General features: G+C 62.8%; 31 protein-coding genes. 25 read left to right on the plus strand and 6 right to left on the minus strand.

The features are described 5' to 3' along the window. The first annotated feature begins 57 nt into the window (after window positions 1-57). From IVB05_RS04705 to IVB05_RS04715, 3 genes are all read left to right on the plus strand, one after another. Window positions 58-471: a DoxX family protein gene (locus IVB05_RS04705; protein ID WP_247783283.1), complete on the plus strand. Its 414-nt coding sequence runs from the start codon at window positions 58-60 to the stop codon at window positions 469-471. A gap of 30 nt (window positions 472-501) precedes the next feature. Continuing rightward, window positions 502-1,038, plus strand: coding sequence for an SRPBCC family protein (locus IVB05_RS04710; protein WP_247783284.1), 537 nt, complete (start codon window positions 502-504; stop codon window positions 1,036-1,038). 168 nt (window positions 1,039-1,206) lie between these two features. Further along, the gene (locus tag IVB05_RS04715) at window positions 1,207-1,620 is read left to right on the plus strand and encodes a VOC family protein (RefSeq protein ID WP_247783285.1); all 414 of its coding nucleotides are present in this window, start codon (window positions 1,207-1,209) and stop codon (window positions 1,618-1,620) included. A gap of 108 nt (window positions 1,621-1,728) precedes the next feature. Here IVB05_RS04715 and IVB05_RS04720 read toward each other — a convergent pair whose 3' ends face one another. Next, complete coding sequence (locus IVB05_RS04720; protein ID WP_247783286.1) at window positions 1,729-2,166, minus strand: hypothetical protein; 438 nt, start codon at window positions 2,164-2,166, stop codon at window positions 1,729-1,731. Between the two features lie 66 nt (window positions 2,167-2,232). Then, window positions 2,233-3,249 carry a nicotinate-nucleotide--dimethylbenzimidazole phosphoribosyltransferase gene (cobT, locus tag IVB05_RS04725; protein WP_247783287.1) on the minus strand — a complete coding sequence of 339 codons (1,017 nt, stop codon included), beginning with the start codon at window positions 3,247-3,249 and terminating at the stop codon, window positions 2,233-2,235. Between the two features lie 72 nt (window positions 3,250-3,321). On the opposite strand from cobT, the gene cobS reads away from it, so the two are divergent. Then, a complete protein-coding gene (cobS, locus tag IVB05_RS04730) occupies window positions 3,322-4,080 on the plus strand; it encodes an adenosylcobinamide-GDP ribazoletransferase (protein WP_247783288.1) in 759 nt (252 codons plus the stop codon). After that, window positions 4,077-4,643 carry a histidine phosphatase family protein gene (locus IVB05_RS04735; RefSeq protein WP_247783289.1) on the plus strand — a complete coding sequence of 189 codons (567 nt, stop codon included), beginning with the start codon at window positions 4,077-4,079 and terminating at the stop codon, window positions 4,641-4,643. The genes cobS and IVB05_RS04735 overlap by 4 nt, the downstream gene beginning before the upstream one ends. Window positions 4,644-4,757: 114 nt before the next feature. Here the strand turns inward: IVB05_RS04735 and IVB05_RS04740 are convergent, their stop codons facing one another. The 3 genes from IVB05_RS04740 to IVB05_RS04750 all read right to left on the minus strand — a co-directional run bounded on the left by IVB05_RS04740 (window position 4,758) and on the right by IVB05_RS04750 (window position 8,114). After that, entirely contained in the window at window positions 4,758-5,546 is a 789-nt protein-coding gene (locus tag IVB05_RS04740) for an SDR family oxidoreductase (protein ID WP_247783290.1), read from the minus strand. Between the two features lie 164 nt (window positions 5,547-5,710). Beyond that, the gene (locus tag IVB05_RS04745) at window positions 5,711-7,387 is read right to left on the minus strand and encodes a PAS domain-containing methyl-accepting chemotaxis protein (protein ID WP_247783291.1); all 1,677 of its coding nucleotides are present in this window, start codon (window positions 7,385-7,387) and stop codon (window positions 5,711-5,713) included. 229 nt (window positions 7,388-7,616) lie between these two features. Continuing rightward, entirely contained in the window at window positions 7,617-8,114 is a 498-nt protein-coding gene (locus tag IVB05_RS04750; RefSeq protein WP_247783292.1) for a helix-turn-helix domain-containing protein, read from the minus strand. 114 nt (window positions 8,115-8,228) lie between these two features. On the opposite strand from IVB05_RS04750, the gene IVB05_RS04755 reads away from it, so the two are divergent. From IVB05_RS04755 to coaA, 10 genes are all read left to right on the plus strand, one after another. Continuing rightward, a complete protein-coding gene (locus tag IVB05_RS04755; RefSeq protein WP_247783293.1) occupies window positions 8,229-8,780 on the plus strand; it encodes a dihydrofolate reductase family protein in 552 nt (183 codons plus the stop codon). Between the two features lie 62 nt (window positions 8,781-8,842). Further along, window positions 8,843-9,496, plus strand: coding sequence for a glutathione S-transferase family protein (locus tag IVB05_RS04760; RefSeq protein WP_247783294.1), 654 nt, complete (start codon window positions 8,843-8,845; stop codon window positions 9,494-9,496). A gap of 13 nt (window positions 9,497-9,509) precedes the next feature. Beyond that, window positions 9,510-9,884 (plus strand): nuclear transport factor 2 family protein, encoded by a 375-nt coding sequence (locus IVB05_RS04765; RefSeq protein WP_247783295.1) that lies wholly within the window; start codon window positions 9,510-9,512, stop codon window positions 9,882-9,884. 223 nt (window positions 9,885-10,107) lie between these two features. After that, complete coding sequence (locus tag IVB05_RS04770) at window positions 10,108-10,524, plus strand: YciI family protein (protein WP_247783296.1); 417 nt, start codon at window positions 10,108-10,110, stop codon at window positions 10,522-10,524. 30 nt (window positions 10,525-10,554) lie between these two features. After that, window positions 10,555-10,980 carry a YciI family protein gene (locus IVB05_RS04775; RefSeq protein WP_247783297.1) on the plus strand — a complete coding sequence of 142 codons (426 nt, stop codon included), beginning with the start codon at window positions 10,555-10,557 and terminating at the stop codon, window positions 10,978-10,980. 168 nt (window positions 10,981-11,148) lie between these two features. Further along, on the plus strand, window positions 11,149-11,802 hold the full coding sequence (locus tag IVB05_RS04780) for a glutathione S-transferase family protein (RefSeq protein WP_247783298.1): 654 nt from the start codon (window positions 11,149-11,151) through the stop codon (window positions 11,800-11,802). A 102-nt stretch (window positions 11,803-11,904) separates the two neighbouring features. After that, complete coding sequence (locus IVB05_RS04785) at window positions 11,905-12,270, plus strand: hypothetical protein (RefSeq protein WP_247783299.1); 366 nt, start codon at window positions 11,905-11,907, stop codon at window positions 12,268-12,270. A gap of 152 nt (window positions 12,271-12,422) precedes the next feature. After that, window positions 12,423-13,136, plus strand: a complete 714-nt coding sequence (locus IVB05_RS04790; protein WP_247783300.1) for a TetR/AcrR family transcriptional regulator — start codon at window positions 12,423-12,425, stop codon at window positions 13,134-13,136. 108 nt (window positions 13,137-13,244) lie between these two features. Then, window positions 13,245-13,730, plus strand: a complete 486-nt coding sequence (locus tag IVB05_RS04795; RefSeq protein WP_247786587.1) for a DUF2852 domain-containing protein — start codon at window positions 13,245-13,247, stop codon at window positions 13,728-13,730. Window positions 13,731-14,020: 290 nt separating this feature from the next. Further along, window positions 14,021-14,977 carry a type I pantothenate kinase gene (gene coaA, locus IVB05_RS04800; protein WP_247783301.1) on the plus strand — a complete coding sequence of 319 codons (957 nt, stop codon included), beginning with the start codon at window positions 14,021-14,023 and terminating at the stop codon, window positions 14,975-14,977. A 22-nt stretch (window positions 14,978-14,999) separates the two neighbouring features. Here coaA and IVB05_RS04805 read toward each other — a convergent pair whose 3' ends face one another. Beyond that, complete coding sequence (locus IVB05_RS04805) at window positions 15,000-15,893, minus strand: LysR family transcriptional regulator (RefSeq protein ID WP_247783302.1); 894 nt, start codon at window positions 15,891-15,893, stop codon at window positions 15,000-15,002. 203 nt (window positions 15,894-16,096) lie between these two features. On the opposite strand from IVB05_RS04805, the gene IVB05_RS04810 reads away from it, so the two are divergent. From IVB05_RS04810 to IVB05_RS04855, 10 genes are all read left to right on the plus strand, one after another. After that, window positions 16,097-16,879, plus strand: a complete 783-nt coding sequence (locus IVB05_RS04810) for a carboxymuconolactone decarboxylase family protein (RefSeq protein WP_247783303.1) — start codon at window positions 16,097-16,099, stop codon at window positions 16,877-16,879. A 14-nt stretch (window positions 16,880-16,893) separates the two neighbouring features. Continuing rightward, a complete protein-coding gene (locus IVB05_RS04815) occupies window positions 16,894-17,124 on the plus strand; it encodes a 4-oxalocrotonate tautomerase family protein (RefSeq protein ID WP_247783304.1) in 231 nt (76 codons plus the stop codon). A 102-nt stretch (window positions 17,125-17,226) separates the two neighbouring features. Then, window positions 17,227-17,622 carry a cupin domain-containing protein gene (locus IVB05_RS04820; protein ID WP_247783305.1) on the plus strand — a complete coding sequence of 132 codons (396 nt, stop codon included), beginning with the start codon at window positions 17,227-17,229 and terminating at the stop codon, window positions 17,620-17,622. A 20-nt stretch (window positions 17,623-17,642) separates the two neighbouring features. Next, window positions 17,643-18,338, plus strand: coding sequence for a dihydrofolate reductase family protein (locus IVB05_RS04825; protein WP_247783306.1), 696 nt, complete (start codon window positions 17,643-17,645; stop codon window positions 18,336-18,338). Between the two features lie 21 nt (window positions 18,339-18,359). Continuing rightward, the gene (locus tag IVB05_RS04830; protein WP_247783307.1) at window positions 18,360-18,752 is read left to right on the plus strand and encodes a putative quinol monooxygenase; all 393 of its coding nucleotides are present in this window, start codon (window positions 18,360-18,362) and stop codon (window positions 18,750-18,752) included. A 29-nt stretch (window positions 18,753-18,781) separates the two neighbouring features. Next, the gene (locus IVB05_RS04835; protein ID WP_247783308.1) at window positions 18,782-19,165 is read left to right on the plus strand and encodes a DUF1330 domain-containing protein; all 384 of its coding nucleotides are present in this window, start codon (window positions 18,782-18,784) and stop codon (window positions 19,163-19,165) included. An 80-nt stretch (window positions 19,166-19,245) separates the two neighbouring features. Next, window positions 19,246-20,010 carry a serine acetyltransferase gene (locus IVB05_RS04840; RefSeq protein WP_247783309.1) on the plus strand — a complete coding sequence of 255 codons (765 nt, stop codon included), beginning with the start codon at window positions 19,246-19,248 and terminating at the stop codon, window positions 20,008-20,010. A gap of 1,031 nt (window positions 20,011-21,041) precedes the next feature. Further along, on the plus strand, window positions 21,042-21,755 hold the full coding sequence (tolQ, locus tag IVB05_RS04845; protein WP_247783310.1) for a protein TolQ: 714 nt from the start codon (window positions 21,042-21,044) through the stop codon (window positions 21,753-21,755). 37 nt (window positions 21,756-21,792) lie between these two features. Continuing rightward, window positions 21,793-22,269 carry a biopolymer transporter ExbD gene (locus IVB05_RS04850; protein ID WP_247783311.1) on the plus strand — a complete coding sequence of 159 codons (477 nt, stop codon included), beginning with the start codon at window positions 21,793-21,795 and terminating at the stop codon, window positions 22,267-22,269. Window positions 22,270-22,388: 119 nt separating this feature from the next. Next, complete coding sequence (locus tag IVB05_RS04855; protein ID WP_247786588.1) at window positions 22,389-23,258, plus strand: protein TolA; 870 nt, start codon at window positions 22,389-22,391, stop codon at window positions 23,256-23,258. The last annotated feature ends 29 nt before the right edge of the window (window positions 23,259-23,287 follow it).

Genomic DNA, 23,287 nt, shown 5'->3' on the forward strand with positions numbered 1-23,287 from the left:
CCGCTCCCCTCGTTCGTCTTGAATCCGAGCAGCCATTCAAGACCACGGGGATCAATCATGACCGTCATCGCCGAGACCCTTCCAGCCTCCAGGCCGGCGCGCTGGACCGGCCGCATCCTCTCCGGCCTCGTCATCGTGTTCCTGATGATCGACGGCGCCATCAAGCTGGTGCCGTGGCCGATCGTCACCGAAACCATGGACAGGATGGGCTATGGTTCAAGCGATGCGCTGATGCGTGGCCTTGGTGCCGTCACCATCGTTTGCACGGTGCTCTATGCTATCCCGCCGACCTCGATCCTCGGCGCGATCCTGCTCACCGGCTATCTTGGCGGCGCGATCGCCTCGCATGTGCGGATCGACAGCCCCTTGTTCACCCATACATTGTTCGGGCTCTATCTCGGCCTGATGCTATGGGGCGGGTTGTGGCTGCGAGACAGAAATCTGCGCGCCTTGATCCCGTTCCACCGCTGATTAACTCAACGATCGCTTACGGAGCCAGTCATGTTTGAAGTCATTGTCATCATCGCCGTCATACTGGCGATTGCCATTGCCGTAGTCCTCATTCTCGCTGCGACCAAGCCGAGTACTCTTCGTGTGCAGCGCTCGGTCAACATCAAGGCGCCGGCGGAAACGATCTTTCCGCTGATCAACGATTTTCACCAGTGGGGAAGCTGGTCGCCGTATGAAAACAAGGATCCGGCGATGAAGCGCACCTTTAGTGGTGCGGAGCGCGGCAAGGGCGCGGTCTATGCCTGGGACGGCGACAAGAATGTCGGTTCCGGCCGCATGGAAATTCTCGAAGTCTCCGCGCCGCAAAAGATCGTCATCAAGCTCGATTTCTTCACGCCGTTCGAAGGCCACAACACCGCCGAGTTCACAATGCTGCCGCAGGGCGATGGCACCCATGTCACATGGCTGATGCATGGTCCCGCACGCTTCGTGACCAGGCTGATCCAGGTCTTCATGAATCTGGACAACATGATCGGAAAGGATTTCGAAGCCGGCCTCGCCAGCCTGAAGAAGCTCACCGAGAAATGAGCGCCAATGCTTGAGCGCCAATACTAACATGTCCCGGACGCGGCGCAGCACGCCAGTGATGCGACGCAGAGCCGGGACCCATAGACCCCGGAACAGCAGCGCATCACTTCGTGCTGCGTTGCATCCGGGGAACGCCGTGACTGATTAAACTTACCCAAGGAGCCAGCGATGCAGGTCAATCCCTATCTGTTCTACAACGGTAATTGCGAGGAAGCGCTGAAGTACTATCAAAAGGCGCTGGGTGCGCAGATCGAGGCGATGATGCCGTATGGCGACGGGCCTGCCGACATGCCGGTCCCGGCGGACTGGAAAACGAAGATCATGCACGCCCGCGTCACCGTCGACGGCGAGGTGCTGATGGCGTCCGATGCGACGCCGGGCGACTACCATCAGCCGCAGGGCATGTCCGTTGCGCTCGCGGTCGAGGATCCCGCGGATGCCGAGCGCCGCTTCAACGCGCTCGCCGAGGGCGGCACGGTGCGGATGCCGTTCGGCAAGACCTTCTTCTCCAACGGCTTCGGCATGTGCGTCGACAAGTTCGGCATTCCCTGGATGGTGAATTGCCCGAAGGAAGATATGTAACAGCGGCGCGGCGCCGTAGGGTGGGCAAAGCGAAGCGTGCCCACCATTGGTGCCTCACAGAAGGCGGTGGGCACGGCGCAAGAGCGCCTTTGCCCACCCTACGAAGCTCTACTTGCACCGCGGATAGATCGAGGCGAGTTCGCGTCCGCGCAGCAGCAACAGCCGCGACGTCAATCCGCCGCGGCGGCCGATCCAGTCCCGCACCGGCGCCGGATAGGCTGCCTCCACATCCCGCGAGGCTTCCGGTTCGGCGTATATTCGCCCGCGGCCGTCGATCGAGCGCGCGGCGTGAAATCCGAGCACCGCGCGGCGCGTCACGCAGATGCGCTCAGTCGGCACCATCATCAGCACCAGCGTGCAGGCCGACAGGCAGGGACCGTCGATCACCACCCGTTCGCCGGAGGCGTTCACGCGATCGAATAGCGCGATAAACGGACCGACCTGTCCGCCGGGGCTGGCGAGAATGCGTATCTCGGCCCGCGCAGGGGCGATCGCCGCGAATAACGCGGCGGCGACAACGACTACCTTGACGACCGCTATTCGCATGCGCGGTTCCTTCGTCAGCATTGTCTGCCCTGAGGCAGTTATGCAGGCATATGTGGCAAGGTTTCGTCAATCCTCCGCGGCGGAGACGCCAGCCTCCCCGAAAGTTGCCATCCCGGCGTGGCAGGCGAGGGCGGCGCGCGCCAGCAGGATCGCGACGCCTGCGCCCGACGCTTCGCCGAGCCGCATGTTCAGGTCGAGCAGCGGGTGCAGCTTCAGTTCGCCCAAGAGATCGCGGTGGCCGGATTCGGCCGAGACGTGCCCGGCGCGGCAATGATCGAGCGCGCCTGCATCAAGACGCGCGAGCGGCAGCACCGCTGACGTCGTCACGAAACCGTCGAGCAGCACCGGAACTTTATGTTGCCTTGCGGCGAGCACGGCGCCGGCGATCGCCGCAAGTTCGCGGCCGCCCAGTGCAGCCGCCACCGCCAGCGGATCGCCGAGAATGCCGCGATGGAAATTCAGCGCGGTCTCGATCGCCGCGCACTTGCGCGCCAGCCCGTCGTCGTCGACGCCGGTGCCGCGGCCGGCCCAGCGCGTCGCGCCGCCGCCGAGCAGGGCCGCGCACAGCGTTGCCGCCGTGGTCGTGTTCGCGATGCCCATCTCGCCGACCGCCAGCAGATCGCAATCGTCAGGCACGGTGCGATATCCGGCGTCGACCGCTTCGAGAAACTCATCCGTGCTCATCGCCGCGGCCTCGGTGAAATCACGTGTCGGACGTTCGAGGTCGATCGGCACCACGCAGAGTTCGGCAGCAGCCGCTTTTGCGATCTGGTTGATGGCCGCGCCGCCTGCGGCAAAATTCGCCACCATCTGCGCGGTGACGGCCTGCGGATAGGCCGAGACGCCGCGCGCGGCGACGCCGTGATTACCGGCGAACACGGCGATGGTGACGCGCTGCAGAAGCGGTTTCTCGCGGCCCTGCCATTGCACCAGCCAGATCGCGAGTTCTTCGAGGCGGCCGAGGCTGCCCGGCGGTTTTGTCAGTTTCTGTTGCCGCTGTGCGGCGATGTCGGCGAATCGCTGGTCGCCGCCGCGCAGGTCGCGACAGAAGGCGCGGATGTCGTCTAGATTGTCGAACTGCATGCGATTCTCGCTGTCGTTCTTTTGAGCGGGCAAACGAGCGTCGCACGCTAAAGCGATTCTCCGGACACCGCCATGAATGAATGGTTCGACGATTTCAAAACCGCCGTCGCGTTCCTGACGCGGCTGCCGATGCCGCATCCCGATGGCGCAATGCCTCAAAATTTCGTGCGCGCGCACCGGATGTTTCCGGTGGTCGGCGCGCTGATCGGCGCCGTGGTTGGATTGCTGTGTCTCGGTCTGCGATCCATCGGTGTGCCCGATCTGGCCGCCGCAGCGCTGGCGCTGGGTGCAAGCGCCATCATCACTGGCGCGCTGCATGAGGATGGGCTTGCCGACGTCGCCGACGGATTCGGCGGCGGCCGCAATCTCGAATCGAAGCTGGAGATCATGCGCGACAGCCGGCTCGGCACCTATGGCGCCATGATCCTGCTGGTGAGTTTTGCCGCGAAGTTGTCGGCGCTCGCAGCGATTCCGGACGGCTATGTGGTGCCTGGCCTGATGGCCGCGCACGCGCTGGCGCGTGGCGTCTTGCCCGCGATGTCGCTGAACCTGCCTTATGCGCGCAAGGATGGCCTGGCCCGCAATGCCGGCCAGCCCGATGCGGCGACGGCGGCCATCGCCGGCGGGCTGGCGCTGCTGATCGCGCTGCTGTCGCTGTCATGGAGCAACGCGTTCTTCGCGGCGGTGGTGGCGGGCTTGAGCGGGCTGGCCATCGCGTGGCTGGCGCTGCGGCAGATCGGCGGCCAGACCGGCGACGTGCTCGGCGGCGCCGAGCAGGTGGCCGAGACCGCGATTCTTGTCCTGCTCGCCGCCCGGCTGGCGCAGCCATGAACGCACCGACAAATCTCTGGCTGATCCGCCACGCGCCGGTCGACGGCCCGCGCGGGGTGATTCACGGGCCCGACGCGCCGGCCGATCTCGGCGATGCCACCGCCTTTGCCGCGCTCAAGGCCAGATTGCCGGGAGGCGCATTTGCGGTGTGCAGCCCGGCGCGCCGCACGCGGGAGACGGCCGAGAGACTGGGTCTCGTTGCGGTCGAACAGGCCGCGTTTCGCGAACAGGATTTTGGCGCGTGGACTGGACGGCGTCACAGCGAGATCGAACGCGAACTCGGGGCCGCGTATCACGAATTCTGGAAATCGCCAGGAAGCAACCGGCCGCCCGGCGGCGAAAGTTTCGTCGATCAGATCGCACGTGCGAGCGCAGGGCTTGCGCCGCTGCCCGCGGGCGACGCGATCCTCGTCGTGCATTCCGGCACCATTCGCGCCGTGCTCGCCATCGCGCTCGATCTTGCGCCCGAGCAGGCGCTGCGCTTCGTGATCGATCCGCTGTCGCTGACGCGTATCGACCGGCTCGAGAACGGCTGGCGCGTCGTTGCGGTGAATACGCGCTGATGGATCAGAGAATCGTAGGGTGGACAAAGCGAAGCGTGCCCACCATTCGATTTTCAGCAAGATGGTGGGCACGGCGCAAGTGCGCCTTTGCCCACCCTACGAAGTCTGCGAAATCTACCCGTTCCGGCGCTGGCCGCGCAGCGTCGGCAGGCCGATGCCGGCGGCATCAAAGCCGCCGTCGACGGCGAGAACCTGGCCGGTGATGTAGCTCGAGCGATCGCTGCACAGGAAGAAGATCGCTTCCGCCAGTTCCTCCTCGAGCCCGTAACGATTCAGCGGAATGGCGTCGTGATAGTCGGCGCGGATTTCAGGCGTGTGGACCTGCTTTGCCATCGCGGTTTCGACCGGGCCCGGCGCCACCGCGTTGACGCGAATGCCGATGGAGGCCAGTTCGACCGCAAGCTGTTTTGTGAGATGCGCGAGCCCGGCTTTGCTGGTGCCGTAGGCCGAGCGCAGCGTCGACGCGCGCACCGCCGAGATCGACGTGATGTTGACGATCGCGCCGCCGCCATGTTCGCGCATCAAGGGCGCTGCCGCCTTGGTGCACAGGAACGGCCCGGTGAGGTTGACCTGCAGGATACGGCTCCAGTCTTCATCCGAGGTGTCGAGCAGCGGCGCGAACACCGCGATGCCGGCATTGTTGACCAGCGCGTCGAGCCGGCCGAAGCGTTCGCTCACGGTGGCCATGGCGGTTGCCACCGCCTTGGCGTCGGAGACGTCGCAATGCAGCGCCAGCGTGTTGTCGGGGTCGGTGAGGCCGGCGACCGCGCCGCGCAGCAATTCGCCCTCGATGTCGAGCAGCGCCACCCGCCAGCCCTCGGCGAGAAACCGTTTCGCCGTCGCCAGCCCAATGCCGCGCGCGGCGCCGGTGACGAGAGCAACTTTCTGCGGGGAGGGGGGCATGGGCGGGTCCGTTGGCGAGAGAAAGAATTTCCCGCTCCTATAACCCATGCCCCGTTCCGTGTCCCGGCCGCGGCGCAATGAAATTCAATGCAGATTTGGCCAGGCCCGATGCGATACGGGAAAACCTCCCGTATCGGGTCAATGCGCCGGCCGATCGCGAGCCGTTACCGCTGCGCGATCGCCTTTGCTTCCGCGGCGGCGCGCTGCATGCTCGACGACATCTCGCTGGTGACGGTGCTTTGTTCCTCGACCGCGGCTGCGGTTGCCGTGACGTATTCGCTGACGCCCTGGATCGCCTGCTTGATGCTGTCGAGCGCGCTCACGACGTCGCCGGAGATGCCGTTGAGATTTCCGATCTCCTGCCCGATCCTGTCGGTCGCCTGCTTGGCCTGGGTGGCGAGGTTCTTGACCTCGGACGCCACCACGGCAAAGCCGCGCCCGGCCTCGCCGGCGCGCGCCGATTCGATCGTCGCGTTCAGCGCCAGCAGGTTGATCTGGCCGGTGATGTTGCCAATCAGTTCGACGATGCCGCTCATGGCCTGCGCCGCCTCGTTCAGGCGCTTGGCCTGGGCGTCGGCCGCCTCGACCCGCCCGACCGCGGTCGATGCCGTCTCGCGCGACTTGGTCATGGCTTCGGAGATTTCCCGCACGGAGGCGTTCAGTTCCTCCGCGCCGGCTGCTACCGATTCCATCATGCCGCGCACGCGCTCATTGCCCATGCGCACCAGCACCTGTGCGGTGGTGTCGGTGGCGTATTTGACGACCTTGAACGGCTTGCCGTTGAGATCGAGGATCGGATTGTAGGACGCCTGGATCCAGATCTCCTTGCCGTTCTTGCCAATCCGCTTGTATTCGGCGGCCTGATACTGGCCGCGGTTGAGCGACGTCCAGAATTCGCGATAGGCCGCGCCGTCGCGCTCGGACGGATCGACGAACATGCTGTGGTGCCGGCCGCGGATCTCGTCCAGCGCGTAACCGACCGTCTTGAGGAAGTTCTGGTTGGCGCCGATGATGGTGCCGTCCATGTTGAATTCGATCACGGCCTGCGACTTGCTGATCGATGCGATCTGGCCGGCGAGGTCGGCGGTCGCCAATTTCTCCTTGGTGACGTCGGTGGCGAACTTCACCACCCGGAACGGCTTGCCCTTCTCGTCGAGCACCGGGTTATAGGAGGCGAGGATCCAGACTTCGCGGCCGCCCTTGCCGATCCGCTTGTACTCGGCCGACTGGTTTTCGCCGCGGTTGAGGCGTGCCCAGAACTCGCGATAGGCCGCGCTGTCACGCTCGGACGGATCGACGAACATGCTGTGATGCTTGCCCTGGATTTCGGCGAGCGTGTAGCCGAGTGCCTTCAGGAAGTTTTCGTTGGCGGTGACGATGGTGCCGTTCATTTCGAACGCAATGACTGCCTGCGCGCGGCTGATCGCGGCGATCTGGCCGGCGTCCTCCATGCTCTTGATCTTGCGCGCGGTGATGTCGGTCGCAAACTTCACGACCTTGAAAGGCTTGCCGTTGCCGTCGAGAACCGGGTTGTAGGTCGCCTGGATCCAGACTTCGCGGCCACCCTTGCCGATCCGCTTGTATTCGGCGGCCTGGTATTCGCCGCGCTTGAGCGCCGCCCAGAAATCGCGATACGCCGCACTGTCGCGCTCCGACGGATCGACGAACATGCTGTGATGCTTGCGCTGGATTTCGCCGAGCGTGTAGCCGAGGGCTTTCAGGAAATTGTCGTTGGCGGTGCGGATGGTGCCGTCCATATCGAACTCGATCACGGCCTGCGAGCGGCCGAGCGCGTCAGCCAGCGCCTTGTCTGAAGATGAATTCTTGAGAAATTGAAACACGAGTGACCTCGTCCAAAGTGGTGTGAAATGGTGAGGCTGTGATCAATGCCAGTTCGAGCCTCGTCGCCCGGAATGGAACATTTGATCCGAAGGAAACAAGAATGCGTTAACGATGTCATCCGTAGAATGACGGATAGCATAGTAAAAACATAGACTTGCAAGATACATCAGCACACGCCGCTCGCTGTGCGGGTGCAACGCACGGGGGGTGGATCAAGTCGGACACGACTTACTTGCGGCGCACCACGCTCTCATACGCGGCCTGCAGTCGCTCGCCTACCGAGGGACCGGTTCGCCTGCGCCGCTTCGCGCCGAGATGGTTTTCGCGCAACTCGTCCATGAACTCCGCCCATAGTTTCGGGCCACCCTCGCTGAGCAGCCGCGCGCGGATGCCGAGCTCCTCGCTGACGGGGAGATATTTGTAACCCCAGGCCGCCATCTGCGCGAGAACCGGCAGCAGCTCGATGCCCTGTTCGGTCAGCGAATAGATTCCCTTCTGCTTGTGCGTGGGATCGTCCTCGCGGGTGATGATCTCCTCGTCGAGCAGGGTCTTCAGCCGGTCGGCGAGGATGTTGGAGGAGATGCCTTCCTCGGACTTCGTCAGCAGCTCGCGAAAATGCCGCCGGTTGCCGAACATCATGTCGCGGATGATGAGCAGGCTCCATTTATCGCCGAGCACTTCCAGCGAGAGATTGATCGGGCAGCCGGAACGGCTGATGTCGGTCATGTTCGGTTCCAGACGGGCGGTCACGGCGCCCCAAAAAAACTGCTTGCAATATTGCACCGGTTGCCTCAGGATACAACCAGTTGCAAATCGCAATCGGTTTTAGGGAGTGCTGCGATGGCGAAGTTGATCATGTGGAATCTGATGACGCTGGATGGTTTCGTCGAAGGTCCAAACCGGGATATTTCCTGGCATTCCGACGTCTGGGGCGAGGAACTGGAGCAATTGTCGATCGAGCAGTTGAACGCTGCCGGCGGATTGCTGTTCGGCCGTGTCACCTACGAACTGATGGCAAATCACTGGCCGAGCGCGACCGGCGAAGTCGCCGATTTCATGAATGCCGCGCCGAAATACGTCTTCTCCCGCACGGTGAAAGCGTCCGGCTGGAACAACACGCGCATGTTCGATGCGGATGTGCTCGAGACCGTCGGCAGGCTGAAACGCGACAGCGCCAAGGATATTTTTCTGTTCGGCAGCGCCGATCTCGCCAGCAGCCTGATCCCGCACGGATTGATCGATGAGTTCCGCATCGCCGTGACCCCGGTCATTCTCGGTGGCGGAACGCCGCTGTTCAAGCCGGGCGAAAAGCGCAAGCTGAAGCTGATCGACAGCCGGCCATTGTCGACCGGCATCGTGATCCTGCGCTACGTGCCTACAGCGGCAGAATAATCTTTGGCGCAGATGTCGGCGCGCGCGAACGCGGGCCGTCTTGTTACACCGGGAGTTTTTCCATGTCGCTCACCCTGCATTTCCACCCGCTGGCCTCGTACTGCTGGAAGGCGCTGATCGCGCTGTACGAGAACGACACGCCGTTCACGCCGAACCTGGTCGATCTCGGCAATCCCGCCGAGCGCGCCGCGCTGGTGAAGCTGTGGGGAATCGGAAAATTTCCGGTGCTGCGCGACGATGCGCGGAACGAGACCGTGCCGGAGTCCAGCATCATCGTCGAATATCTCGACAGGAACTACGGCGGCCGAACCCGCTTCATCTCGGACGATCCCGGCCGTGCCCTGCAGACGCGGCTGCGCGACCGCTTCTACGATCTCTATGTGCATCTGCCGATGCAGAAGATCATGATTGACCGGCTGCGGCCTGCCGACAAGACGGATCCGCATGGCGTGGAAGAGGCGAGGGCGCAACTGCGGACCTCTTACGCCATGATCGAGCAGCAGATGGCACGCGGCGGCTGGGCGATGGGCGACGATTTCTCCCTCGCCGATTGCGCCGCGGCGCCGTCGCTGTTCTACGGCAACATGGCCGAGCCATTCGGCGGCGTGCACACGAATCTCGCGGCCTATCTCGAGCGGTTGAAGGTGCGTCCCTCATTCGCGCGCGTGATCAAAGAGGCTGAGCCCTATTTCCAGATGGTGCCCAAAGAGCGCTAAGAAGGAGCGTTGAGTGGTTCACGCTAGCAGGGAGGAGACGATCCGCCGGATATTTGCAGCCTATCTCGCCAACGATCGCGCGTTCGTCGAGAACGCGTTCAGCGAGGATTTTCGCTTCACCAGCCCCTATGACGATGCCATCGACAAGCCGACCTATTTCGAACGTTGCTGGAAGAACAGCGACTGGATCGAGCGGCACGAACTGGAGCGGATTTTCGTCGAAGGCGACGAGGCCTTCGTGACCTATCGTTGCGTCGCCAAAAGCGGCAGCACGTTTCGCAATACCGAGTTCGTCGTCTTCGAGGGCGACAAGGTGAAGCGCATCGACGTCTATTTCGGCGCGGCTTACGACAATGGCGCCTTCGTCAAGCAGCCGCCGCCGGCTTGATCGAACTGCCGGCTTGGCGCACCGGGCCCACGAAGGTTTCTCAGGATACTGTCGACCCGGCGGCTTATAGCGCCGCAACCGCCGCGCGTGATGTCCAGAAGCCGGTCAAATTACCTCAAAAATAATTTCCACCGACATGTCGGCGGCGTAAAAGCCCGCTCGTCTTGTTGACGAAGGCCGTCGCGACAGTAGCCGGCCCAAGAGATCAAAACGGAGAATAACGATGCGATTCATGGTGATTGTGAAGGCCAGCAAGGATACGGAAGCCGGCGTGATGCCGAGCACGGAACTGCTGACCGCGATGGGCAAGTTCAACGAGGAACTGGTGAAGGCCGGCGTGATGGAGGCGGGCGAGGGGCTGCATCCGACCACGAAGGGCGCACGGATCAGGTATGGCAGCGGGCAGGGCAGCGTCAGCCGCGGCCCGTTCGCTCTCTCCGGCGATCTCGTCTGCGGCTTCTGGCTGATCAACACCAAGTCGCTCGATGAAGCGATCGAATGGATGCAGCGCGCGCCGTTCGGCAATGGCGACGAGATCGAAATCCGCCAGGTGTTTGCCACGGAAGATTTCGGCGAAGCGCTCACCCCCGAACTGCGCGAGCAGGAAGAGCGGCTGCGGTCTCAGGTCGCGAAGAAGTGACGGCAACTTGAAAAACAAGGAAACCCCACCATGCGATTCATGATGCTGATGATCCCCCTGGGCTATGAGACCGCGCCGCCGGACGTCCAGCTCGACCCGGAACGGGTCAAGGCGATGATGAAGTACAACGAGGCGCTGAAGGAGGCCGGCGTGCTGATCGCACTCGACGGGCTGCATCCGCCGTCGGTGGGCGCGCGGGTTTCGTTTGCCACCGGCAAGCCTGTCGTCACCGACGGCCCCTTCACCGAGGCCAAGGAAGTGCTCGGCGGCTACTGGATGATCAATGTGAAGTCGCGCGAGGAGGCGATCGCCTGGGCCAAGAAATGCCCGGCCTCCGAGAACGAAATCATCGAGATCCGCCAGGTGCAGGAGATGGCCGATTTCTCCGAAGAGGTGCGTGAGGCGGCCAAGGGCTTTGACAAGTTGCAGAAGGGAAATGCGCACAAGGCGCGGTGAGTCTGGAGGCGCTGAAACAGGCTCCGCACGCCGTTCAGTCCTGAGTTTGCAAAGGTCTGCTATGCGGACAAACCGGACAGGGAACGGGGCCGTTTCAATCTCGGTGAGTTTGCCTCGACGGCTTGCCAGCCCCGCAGCCGAAGATTTTGGCCAAGGAGGAGCCTCACGATGACCATCACCATTACCGCCTTTGAGCGGTCACCCGATGGCGGCAAGGGGCTGGCGCGTGATACGCGCGTTCGCTGGGCGCTGGAGGAAGTGGGCCAACCTTACGAGGTTCGTCTTGTTTCGTTCAGGGCGATGAAGGAAGGCGCACATCTGGCGCTTCATCCTTTCGGGCAGATTCCGACCTTTGAGGAAGGCGATCTCGGCTTGTTCGAGACGGGGGCGATCGTGTTCCATATCGCGGAGCGCCATGCGGGCCTGCTGCCGGACGATGCGAATGCCCGGGCGCGCGCGATCACGTGGATGTTCGCCGCGCTCAGCACGGTGGAGCCGCCGATCCTTGAACTCGGAACCGCCAGGATCCTTGAGGGCGACAAGTCCTGGTCCGTGCAACGCATGCCTCTCGTCGAGGATCGCGTCCGTGACCGGCTGGGCCAACTTTCCCGTCGTCTTGGCGATGCCGACTGGCTCGATGGCGCGTTCAGCGCGGGCGACCTGATGATGGTGTCGGTGCTGCTCAGGTTGAAAGCGTCGGGTTTGCTGGACGAATATCCGAACCTCTCCGCCTATGTGGCCCGCGGCGAAGCGCGGCCCGCCTACAAGCGTGCCTTCGACGCTCAATTGGCGGTCAACACAGGCAAACCACCGACCGGCTGATTGAGGTCCGGCTCGAAGTCGCCATCCGGGTTTTTCGTACAGTTTATGGGTCCTGACCCAGAGCCTATCGCGATCCGTCAACCGCAAGAGAGGAGAAACCCTATGAGCACCAACGATACGTTCCTCGCCGTCTTTCTCGGCAGCAAGACCAGCGCGAAAATGGCGGCCTGGAATGCGCTGCCTGAAGCTGAGCGGCGCGCCAGGGAGGCGCAGGGAATAGCGGCATGGAAGGCTTGGGTCGAAAAACACCAGGCGGCGCTCGTCGCCATGGGTGGCCCGCTCGGCAAGACCAAGAAGGTCGATTCAAACGGTATTGCTGACATCGCCAACGAGATGGGCGCCTTCACGGTGGTGCGCGCCGGCTCGCATGAGGCCGCCGCGAAGCTGTTCGAGAACCACCCGCACTTTGCGATCTTTCCCGGCGAGCGCGTGGAGATCATGCCGGTCCTCCCGATCCCCGGCGGTTAGACCCGGGCCGCTAGGCCCCGGGCGGTTAGGACCCGGGCGGTTGGAATCGTCCGGAAATTGCGCCGCCCCGCACGCCGTTAATCTTGATGAACGCCCGTTAACGGCCTCAAAATAAGTGACCTTTTCAGCCGGCTCATGTAAAAGCCTTTCACATGAGCTGGCGAAAGGACCAAGGCCGCAGCGAGCGCGGCTACCATCACGGCAATCTGAAAGAGGCGTTGCTGCAGGCGGCGCTCGGCCTGATCGCCGAGAAAGGCGCGGCCGGCTTCACCTTCGCCGACGCCGCGCGGATGGCCGGCGTCAGCCCCGCTGCGCCCTACCGGCATTTCCGCGATCGCGAGGAACTGCTGTCCTCGATCGCCCAGCGCGGCTTCGAGCAGTTCGAAGCGCTGCTGACGCAGGCCTGGGACGACGGCCGCCCGGACACGGTTACGGCGTTCGAACGGGTCGGCAAGGCCTATCTGGCCTTCGCGCGCAACGAGCCCGCTTTCTATTCGGCGATGTTCGAATCCGGGCTCCCCGTCGATGCAAACCCTACATTGATGGCGGCCAGCGAGCGCGCGTTCGCGATCATTCGCGCCGCTGCCGAGCGGCTCGCCGCGCTGGCGCCGCCCGGCATGCCGCGACCGCCGGCGTTGATGATGGCGCTGCATATCTGGTCGATGTCGCACGGGGTCGCCTCGCTGTTTGGCCGCGGCGACGCCGCGCGGCGCAAACTGCCGATGTCGCCGGAAGAACTCCTGGAAGCCGAAGTGCTGATCTACCTGCGCGGCCTCGGTTTCCCGACCGACCGCCGGCCACCGGACCAGAAACCGTCAGGCCCGCCGCCCGTGCCGCCTGCCGGCCCTTGGGGAACTCCCAAATAAATTTTCGAGGGTGCGGCCAGCCGCCCGCTTGACAAAAACGTGGGATAGTTTAGGTATGTAAATGTTATTTACATTCACAACGGCGTGATCGCCGTCATGGAGAGGGAAATGGCCTACACCGCAGATGTCAATCGATGGCGCGGCCCGACGGAAGAGACCTATCGCCCGCGTATGCTTGAGAGCCCTTGGCACCCCGGCTGGATTGCCGTGACCATCCTCGGCTTCATCATCTGGTGGCCGATCGGCCTTGCCCTCCTCTTTTTCACACTAGGGAGCAGAAAAATGGGTTGCTGGAGTCACGGAGACCGCTGGCAGAACAAGATGGAGCGGATGCAGTACAAGATGGACCGGATGCGTAACCGCATGGAGAGCCGCGGCTTTGGCGGCTTCGGCTTCGGCCCGCCCACCAGCGGCAACCGCGCCTTCGACGAGTACCGCATGGAAACCCTGCGCCGGCTCGAGGAAGAGCAGGTCGAGTTCAGGAATTTCCTCGATCGCCTGCGTCACGCCAAGGACAAGGAAGAGTTCGACCAGTTCATGGCGCAGCACAAGCCGCGTCCGACCCCGCCGAACGACCAGCCGCAGCAGGGCTAAGCGAATAGCGTCGCGGGTGAGAGTTCAGCCTCAGGCGTGATGCCCCCATGATGCCTGATGGCGATACAGCCGCCCATCTGCGAGAGCAGGTGGGCGGTTTGTTTTTGGGACCAGGTGTTCTCGGGAAACAGCCCGGCCCGGCTTCCGCTTTGACCCGAAACCGACATGCCGCAACCGTCGCTTTATGAACGGACATGCTCCAGCTACGCACGTGGTCGAGGCTGACAAGCGTCATCGCGGCGGATAAGCTCTCCACGGGTGTGCGCCTTAAGAGTTTGAGAGGCGGCGACATGGATATCCGTGCTCCCGACCAGAGATATAATCCTTACCGCATCTTTTCGCGAGAGCAGTGGGCCGAGCTGCGCAACGATACGCCGATGACGTTGGAGCCCGGCGAATTCTCGCGGCTGCGTTCGATGCATGACCGCCTCGACCTCAAGGAGGTCGAGGAAATCTATCTGCCGCTCTCGCGCCTGTTGTCGATCTATGTCGATGCCGCGCAGCGCCTTTATTACGCGCAGCGCCAGTTTCTCGGCATCCGCGACCGCAAAGTGCCCTACATCATCGGTATCGCCGGCTCGGCTGCGGTGGGTAAGTCGACCTCCGCGCGCGTCCTGCAGGCGCTGCTCGCACGATGGTCGCCGCGGCCCAAAGTCGATCTGGTGACAACCGATGGCTTTCTCTATCCCAAAGCGGTGCTGGAGCGCGAAGGGCTGATGCAGAAGAAGGGATTTCCGGAGAGCTACGATCGGGCGCGGTTGTTGTCGTTCCTGAGCGACATCAAAGCCGGACGAAGCCCGGTGCGGGCGCCGGTCTATTCGCATTTGACCTACGACATCGTTCCGAACCAGTGGCAGGAGGTCGACCAGCCCGACATCCTCATTGTCGAGGGCGTGAATGTCCTGCAGACTGCCCCGTTGCCGCACCACGGCAAGGCAGTGCCCGTCGTCTCCGACTTTTTCGACTTTTCCATTTACATCGACGCCGACGTGTCGGTGCTGCGCGATTGGTACGTGCAGCGCTTTCTGACCTTCCGCGACACCGCGTTCCACGATCCAAGATCCTACTTCCACCGTTATTCGCTGCTGTCGGACGATGAAGCGATCGCCACCGCAACGGCGATCTGGGAGCGCACAAATTTCGCCAATCTCGAGGAAAACATCCTGCCGACGCGGCCACGCGCGACGCTGATCCTCACCAAGGGTGCCGATCACGTCATCGAGACGGTGGCGCTGCGACGGCTTTAGCGCTTGACGATGCCTGGCCATCTCAACGTCGATACCGAAGGGCATCGACGAGAAGGGCGAACGCGGGCGAGGGCTGGCGCCGGCTCGGATAGTACAGATGATAGCCTGAGAACGGCGGGCACCAGTCCGAGAGAACCCGGACGAGCCGCCCTTCGGAGATGTACGGCTGCACATTGTTTTCCATCAGGTAGGCCAGACCGAAGCCGTTCAACGACGCCGTTAACAGCGGGCCGGCGCCGTTGAAGACAAGCTGACCGTCGACCCGGACGTTCAGCGCACGTCCGTCCTTTTCGAACTCCCAGGCGTAGAGACCGCCATGCGTCGGAAGGCGCAGATTGAGACAATCGTGTTCGGTGAGATCCCGAGGCGTGCGCGGTTTCTTCCGGCCGGCAAAATAAGAAGGCGCGCCGACGACCGCCATCCGCAGATCCGGACCGACGCGCACCGCGATCATGTCCTTCTCGACCAATTCGCCGGGGCGAATGCCCGCGTCGTAGCGTTGAGCCACGATGTTGGCGAGACCGTAGTCGACGATGACCTCCACCCTGATGTCCCGATACTTCGGCAGGATCTTGGCCAGCGCAGGCAACAGGATTGCCTGCGCGGCATGCTCCGTGGCCGTGATCCGGATATTGCCGGCGGGTTTCTCGCGCAGTTCTCCCAGGGCGGTCAGTTCGATGTCCATTTCGTCGAACTTCGGACCGACGTGCTGGAGGAGGCGGTCGCCGGCCTGCGTCGGCGCCACGCTTCGCGTTGTGCGGTTGAGCAAGCGCACCCCGAGCCGCTCCTCCAGATTGCGCACGATTTGACTGAGAGCGGATTGGGACATGCCGAGCTTTGCCGCCGCCCTGGTGAAGCTGCGCTCTCGCGCGACTGCCAGGAAGACGAGGAGGTCGCTGGCGTTCTCCCGGTCCATTCATAAGCCTATCTAATAATTCTATTCATTTTCTATCACCTAATCCCTGACCTCTGGAAGCCTTAGATTTTGATCGAAGACGTCGTCCGAAGAAACTGCGGCTTGCGCGGGGCGTCTGATCCGCTCGGCCCTGCCGATGTTCTCCGCGGCCCGCCGTTGCCGCCCATTGCTGGCGCTGTCGTCAATCGCGAAGGAAGATTTCGATGAGAATGCTCGCTGCAACCGTCCTGTCGCTCTGTCTGGTCGCGCCGGCCTCAGCCCAAGGGGTGACAAGCGCCGAAGGAACAAAGCCAATGCCGATGCTGGAAGATATCCGGGCCGTCGCGCCCGCCCTCGAGAAATATGCGCAGGGTGTTGTGCTGGGGGATCTCTGGAAGCGTCCAGGTCTTTCGCCGCGCGACCGCAGCATCGTCACGATCTCGGCCCTGATCGCCCGCGATCAGCGCGTCGAACTGCCGTATTATCTCGACCTCGCGCTCCACCATGGCGTGAAGCCGGCCGAAGTGTCTGAGAGCATTACCCACCTCGCGTTCTATACCGGCTGGGCCAACGCCATGGGGGCCGTCCCCATCGCCAGGGAAGTGTTCAAGGCTCGCAACATCGGGCCCGACCAACTGCCGCCGGCCTCCGGTTCGATGCTTCCCCTCGACGAGACCGCCGAGGCGCAGCGCGCCTCCCGCGTCGAGCAGCAGTTCGGCAAGGTGACGCCGGGTCTCGTCCAATACACGACGGACGTGCTGTTCCGCGATCTCTGGCTGCGGCCTGAATTGGCGCCGCGGGATCGGAGCCTTGTTACCGTCAGCGCCCTCGTCGCGACGGGGCAGGTCGCGCAGATCACCTATCACCTGAACCGGGCAATGGATAACGGGTTGACGCAGGAACAGGCCGGCGAGGTCGTGGGGCATCTTGCCTTTTACGCTGGCTGGCCGAACGCATTCTCCGCTGCTCCCGTCTTCAAGGACGTCATTGAAAAGCGCCCGCGCTGATCGAGGGACCGATAATGCCGCACGTCATCGTCAAACTCTATTCGGGCAGGTCAGAACAGCAGAAGGCTTTGCTTGCGGAAGCTCTCACCCGCGCGGTGATGGACACGCTGAAGGTTGGCGAGGAATCGGTTTCGGTCGCGATCGAGGATGTCAAACCGAAGGATTGGGCCGAGAGGGTTTTCCGGCCCGACATCCTTGGCAAGCCGGAAACGATCTACAAGAGGCCTGGCTATGATCCTCTTTGACGGAACGGAACGATGCTGACGCGCAGAAACGTACTCGTCGCAGGCGGCGTGGCCATATTCGCGAATTTTCACGCAAGCCTCGTTCGATCGAAGGAGTTGACCATGGATATCAAGCGCGCAGGTTCGCAGCCGTCTCGCAAAGGGCCGGCCGAATGGTTCAGCGGATCGGTCCGGATTGACCCGCTCTTCCAGGCTCCGGAACCTGCTCGCGCAGGGGCCGGCAGCGTCACCTTTGAGCCCGGAGCCCGGACGGCGTGGCATACGCATCCGCTCGGACAGACTTTGATTATCACCTCGGGTCTCGGCTGGGTGCAGCGTGAAGGGGGAGCGATCGAGGAGGTCCGCGCCGGCGACGTCGTGTGGTTTCAGCCTGGCCTCAAGCATTGGCATGGTGCGACGCCGACCACGGCGATGACTCACATCGCGGTCCAGGAATCGATCGACGGCAAGAACGTCGACTGGATGGAAAAGGTCAGCGATGACCAATACCGGAAGTAAAGTCCGTTCGGAGACTGGAAATGAAGCCATACGTAATCTGCCACATGTGCGCGAGCGTCGACGGCCGCACACTGCTCAGCCGCTGGCGGCCGGAGAATACCGTCGCGGCAGGTTTGTTCGAGAGGTTGCACGACGAACTTGGCGGGGACGCCTGGCTTGTCGGCCGCGTCACCGGCCAAGAGTTTGCCAAAGGCAAAACGTATCCCGTATCGACCGAGGAGAGCATTTCCCGTCAGGCCTGGCTCGCTCGTCGCGACGCGAAGGCCTACGGGGTCGTGCTGGATGCCAATGGCAAGATCGTCTGGGGCCGCTCGGACATCGGCGGCGATCCAATCGTCGTGGCTCTTTCCGAAAAGGTTTCGGACGCGCATTTGGCCGGCCTGCGCAGCGAGGGTGTGTCCTATCTCTTCGCAGGTGAGACTGAACTCGATCTAGGCTTGACGCTCGAAATTCTGAATCGCGAACTCGGCGTGAAGCGCTTGATCCTGGAAGGGGGCGGCGTATCCAACGGCGCGTTACTCCGGGCTGGCCTGGTCGATGAAATCAGTCTGATCCAGTGCCCGGCAGTCGATGGGGCAAAGGGCGCGCCGAGCATCTTTGATTCACTGGAGGAAAGTGCCGGTCGGTCGGCGCCTCTGAGGTCGATGACCCTCGAAAGCCATCGGCTTCTTGAGGGCGGAGCGATCTGGCTCCGCTACAAGCTGCATAACCGCTGAAAGGCCTGTCAGGAGGAGACGATGAATACCAAACAGCTTTTCGTTTTCGGCGCATCCGTGCTGGCCGTAGCGTTCGGCGGTGGCGCCGTCGCACAGCAGACGAATGGACAGTACATACAGGTAGCGGAGATCGAGATCGACCCGGCGCAGCTGGAGGCATACAGGGCCGCGGTACAGGAGCAGATTGAAGCCGCCATTCGCGTGGAGCCGGGTGTTCTGGTCCTTTACGCCGTATCGGACAAGGACAATCCTGCTCGCGTCAAGGTCTTCGAAATTTATCGCGACGTGGATGCCTATCGATCGCATCTCGCATCCGAACATTTCAAGAAATACAAGGCCACGACGGAGAAGATGGTCAAGTCGCTCAAGCTCGTGCAAACCGCGCCCATCATGCTAGGCGCGAAATCGAAATAATCGTTGGGCTTCGCCTGCAGGAGACAACAATGAAAACTTCATTCGCGGTAGTCTCGGCGCTGGTGGCCGGCATCGGCATCGGCGGGTTTGGCGTCAATTCAATCCACGCGCAGGCAAAGCCTCCCGTCTACATGATCGAAGACAACACCGTCAGGGACCCCCAAGGATTTGCGCAGGAGTTCGCTCCGCTCGCGCGGGAGAGTCTTAGAGTTTACGGCGGACGATATCTCGGGGGAGGCGGCGGGGTGTCAGTTGACGGTGAGCCGCCGAAGGGACGTGTCGTCCTGGTTCAATGGGACTCTATGGAGCAAATGACGAAGTGGCGCCATTCGCCCGAATACAGCAAGGCTCGCGCGGTCGGCGAAAAATACGGCAGTTTCCGCATTTTCGCGGTAGACGGCGTGCCGCAGTAAAGCTTTTTCGAACCGTACCTCATGGCGCCGTGTCTCGGCCGGTCTATATTATGCGGACGCACTAATCTGAGGCGGCTGTCATGATCCAGAATGAAATTGCTGTCGATCAGCTTTGGCGGTCGATCCGGCGTGAAGCTGAAGGCGCCGTGGCGCGCGACCCGGTATTCGGCGCGGCGCTATCAACGGCCATTTTCGATCATCCTGATTTCGCGCATGCGTTGGCCCACCAGATTGGCGCGCGGCTCGGCGGGAGCCCGGCGGATCGCGCGCGGTTTGCGCAGCTTGCCCGCGACGCCTTCGGTGCTTCGCCCGATCTGATCGACGCGGCGAGCCGCGATCTGCAAAGCATCGCCGTTCACGATCCCGCGACGACGACGCTGCTGCCGCCGCTCCTGAACTTCAAGGGATACGTCGCGCTGCAGGCCTGGCGCGTCTCCAACCGGCTCTGGCGCCAGCGCCGCAACGATCTCGCGCTGCTGCTGCAAAGCCTGTCGTCCGATCAGCTTTCCGTCAGCATTCACCCCACAGCATCGATCGGAACGTCGGTGTTTCTCGATCACGCCACCGGCGTCATCATCGGCGCCTTCGCGGTGATCGGCGATGAGGTGACGATCCTGCAGAACGTCACCATCGGCCGAAAACATTCGGAGCCCGACCGCGCGCCGAAAATCGGCAGGGGTGTTTTGCTCAGCGCCGGATCGACCATTATCGGCGGTGTCAGTATCGGCGATTTCGCCAAGATCGGCGCCGGTGCGGTTGTCGAGCACGATGTGCCGCCCGGCTGCACCGCCATCGGCGTTCCCGCGCACTTGACCAATTGCCCGGAGCCAAGGGTTTCCGCCTGAGCGAAACGGCCTGGTTTGCGGCTGCGCGCGCACGCGAATTTTCCTAGCGCTTTCAATGTGATTTGCCCGGTCCAGTCTCGATTGCAAAAATATTCCGCTTTCGTCGCAGGCCAAATCAGCCGCATAACTCCGCCCGTCTCACGGCGGATGAGGGGCGTTGGCCATCGTCACGAACGTGCGGTGAGATGCGATGGACGTGAAGGGCGCGATAGACGTACGCGCCTCAAGCGTACGGCGAAGTCGTGTGGTCCGGACGCCGCGGTGCTGGCGTTAAGTCCGCGAGAGGCACGCCTCTCACGGGCGACGGTGGCAAAAGAGCCGTTCACCGGGGAGAGCTCGCTATAAGCCGTAAAGCCATTGCGCAGGGAAGGCCGGAGTGTTTCCGCTGAACCTGTATGCTCGTGTGCGTCTTCTTACGCGCAAATTGCACACGAGACCGCGGGTGCAGCGTGCACCCGGTCTTCCCTGCGCCCTCTCAACAAGAGGGCGGGAAGTTCTCCAGCAAACCTCGGGCGCAATGCGTCGCGAGACCGCGAAACGTTGCCCGGCCGTCATTGCGAGCCAACGGGTCGCGCGAATGCGCGCCCGATGACAGGCTCCGCGAAGCAATCCACCTCTCCACTTGCGGCGCTATGGATTGCTTCGCTACGCTCGCAATGACGGGGCGGCGGAAGCGGCCGTCCCGAAGGGCGAGGCGGCCGGCCGGGCAACCCACCTCCGAGGGCATGGAACCCGGACCCTAGGCCCCCGTAACCGCCCGGCCTGCCTCGATTTCCGGCAGTCGGATTCCCCTTTGGTAACCTAAAGTTAACCAAGCTTAGCGTCTGGTTAGGGACGGAATGACGCGCTGATAGCCCTCGTTTTGACATGTTGGCAGGGGAAGCAGGACCCGGCTTTCGGCGGGCCCCCCATGCGACACCAAGAGAGCTCTCGCGCTGGCGCATGACGCCGCGCCCGACGCGCGGCTGTGGTACCGGCAGCCGATTGCTCCCGGAGGAAATAGGGACACTTGCGTTGAGAGGATACCGCCCATGAATCCCGCCGACGTGGCTCCGGCAGCCCTGCCGTTGGTCTCCGCTGACGTGTCGCTGATCGCGCTGTTCCTGCAGGCCCATTGGGTCGTGAAAACGGTCATGATGGGACTCCTGGCCTGCTCGGTCTGGGTCTGGGCGATCGCGATCGACAAGATTTTCCTCTATGGCCGCACCAAGCGCGCCATGGACCGCTTCGAACAGGCGTTCTGGTCCGGCCAATCGATCGAGGAACTTTATCGCGCGCTGTCGGCCAAGCCGACGCAATCGATGGCGGCGTGCTTCGTCGCGGCCATGCGCGAGTGGAAGCGCTCGTTCGAGAGCCAGACACGCTCCTTTGCCGGATTGCAGATGCGGATCGAGAAGGTGATGAACGTCTCCATCGCCCGCGAGGTCGAGCGGCTGGAGCGGCGGCTGCTGGTGCTGGCGACCGTCGGCTCCGCCGGGCCGTTTGTCGGCCTGTTCGGAACCGTCTGGGGCATCATGTCGAGCTTCCAGTCGATTGCGGCCTCGAAAAACACTTCACTCGCGGTTGTAGCGCCGGGCATTGCGGAGGCACTGTTTGCGACCGCTATCGGTCTCATCGCCGCCATCCCCGCGACCATTTTCTACAATAAGTTCACGTCCGAAGTGAATCGGCAGGCGCAGCGGCTGGAAGGCTTCGCCGACGAGTTTTCAGCCATCCTGTCCCGCCAGATCGACGAGCGGGCGTGAGAACGGCAAATGACGAGCGCATCGTGAGATCAAGATCATGGCGATGAACATGGCAGGTTCGGCGGGCGGTGGCGGTGGACGCCGCGGCCGGCGTCGTGCCGCCGTGATGGCGGAGATCAACGTCACGCCGATGGTCGACGTGATGCTGGTGCTGCTCATCATCTTCATGGTGGCGGCGCCGCTGATGACCTCGAGCATCGATATCGACCTGCCGGTCGCCAGCGGCAGCAAGCAGATCCAGGCCAACACGCCGCCGTTGACGCTCTCTGTCAAGCGCACCGGCGGGGCCTGCAATTCGAACGTCGAGCTCTATCTCGGGGATACGCTGATTTCGGCCAATGACCTGCTGCCCAAGATCAAGGCGATCCGGGAGACCCGGTCGGAAGCCGAGAGCGTGGTATACCTGCGCGGAGACAAGGACGTCTGTTACACGGATATGATGAAATTATTGGGGTATATTAGGACGGCGGGATTCAAGGCGAATATCGTCATCATCCCAGAGCAGGGCTCATGAGCCATGAAGCGGCACGCGACGGCTGACAGCGGAGCGGGAAAGCTCAAGTGAAGATCAAGGACGTCGACAAGACACTGGTTGCGTCGGTCGCCCTGCACGTCCTCGTGCTGGGGTGGGCGATGGTGTCTGTCTCGACCAAGGCCCTCGAAATGCCGCCGGAAGAGTCTGTGGCGGTTGATGTGATTGATTCGAACCAGCTCGCCAAGGTCATGGCTGGCATGAAGACCGGCAAGAAGGAAAACCCGAAGCCGCTGGTCGAGAAGGTCGCCGAAGCCAAGCCGGTCGACGATGCTGTCGGCAAGATCACCGAGAAGGCGCCTGTCGTGACCGAGACCGCGCCGCCGCCGCAGCCGAAGGTCGAGGAAAAGCCGGTCGAGAAGAAGCCCGACCCGCCGAAGGTCGTCGAGAAGCCGAAGGAAGAGCCGAAGCAAGAGCCGAAGCCGGCCGAGAAGAAGCCGGATCCGGTCAAGCCCGATCCGATCGCGGAAGCGATCAAGAAGGAAGAGAAGAAGCCGCCGCCGAAGCCGGTGCAGGCGGCGAAGCCGCCGGAGCCGCAGAAGCGGATTGTCGAACGGCACTTCGATCAGAACCAGATCGCGGCCCTGCTCGACAAGCGTGAGCCGTCGCGTCAGGCCACGACCGGCGACACGCTGAATTCGAACGCGGCGCTCGGCCTTGCGAAGGGCACGGCTGCGGACAATTCCGCAACCTGGGGCGCGATGTTCCAGCGGCAGGTCGAGCGATGCTGGAAGAAGCCCTATGGGGGAATCGAATCGCAGAAGCCTGAAGCCGCGTTTGCGATTCGTCTGAAGCGCGACGGCACCCTTGAAGGGTCGCCGGTTCCGGAAGGCGCTCCGGCGACCCCCTACCTTCGCGTCTATCAGGAGAGCGCGTTGCGCGCGATCATCGAATGCCAGCCGTACAAGCTGCCGGCGGCCCTTTACGAGGAATGGAAATATTTCGCGCCGGTGTTCAAGGAAAAAGTCTAACGGTTTTGTCACGTGGCGGACACCCGTTG

Source organism: Bradyrhizobium sp. 170, from assembly GCF_023101085.1.
GTDB lineage: Bacteria > Pseudomonadota > Alphaproteobacteria > Rhizobiales > Xanthobacteraceae > Bradyrhizobium.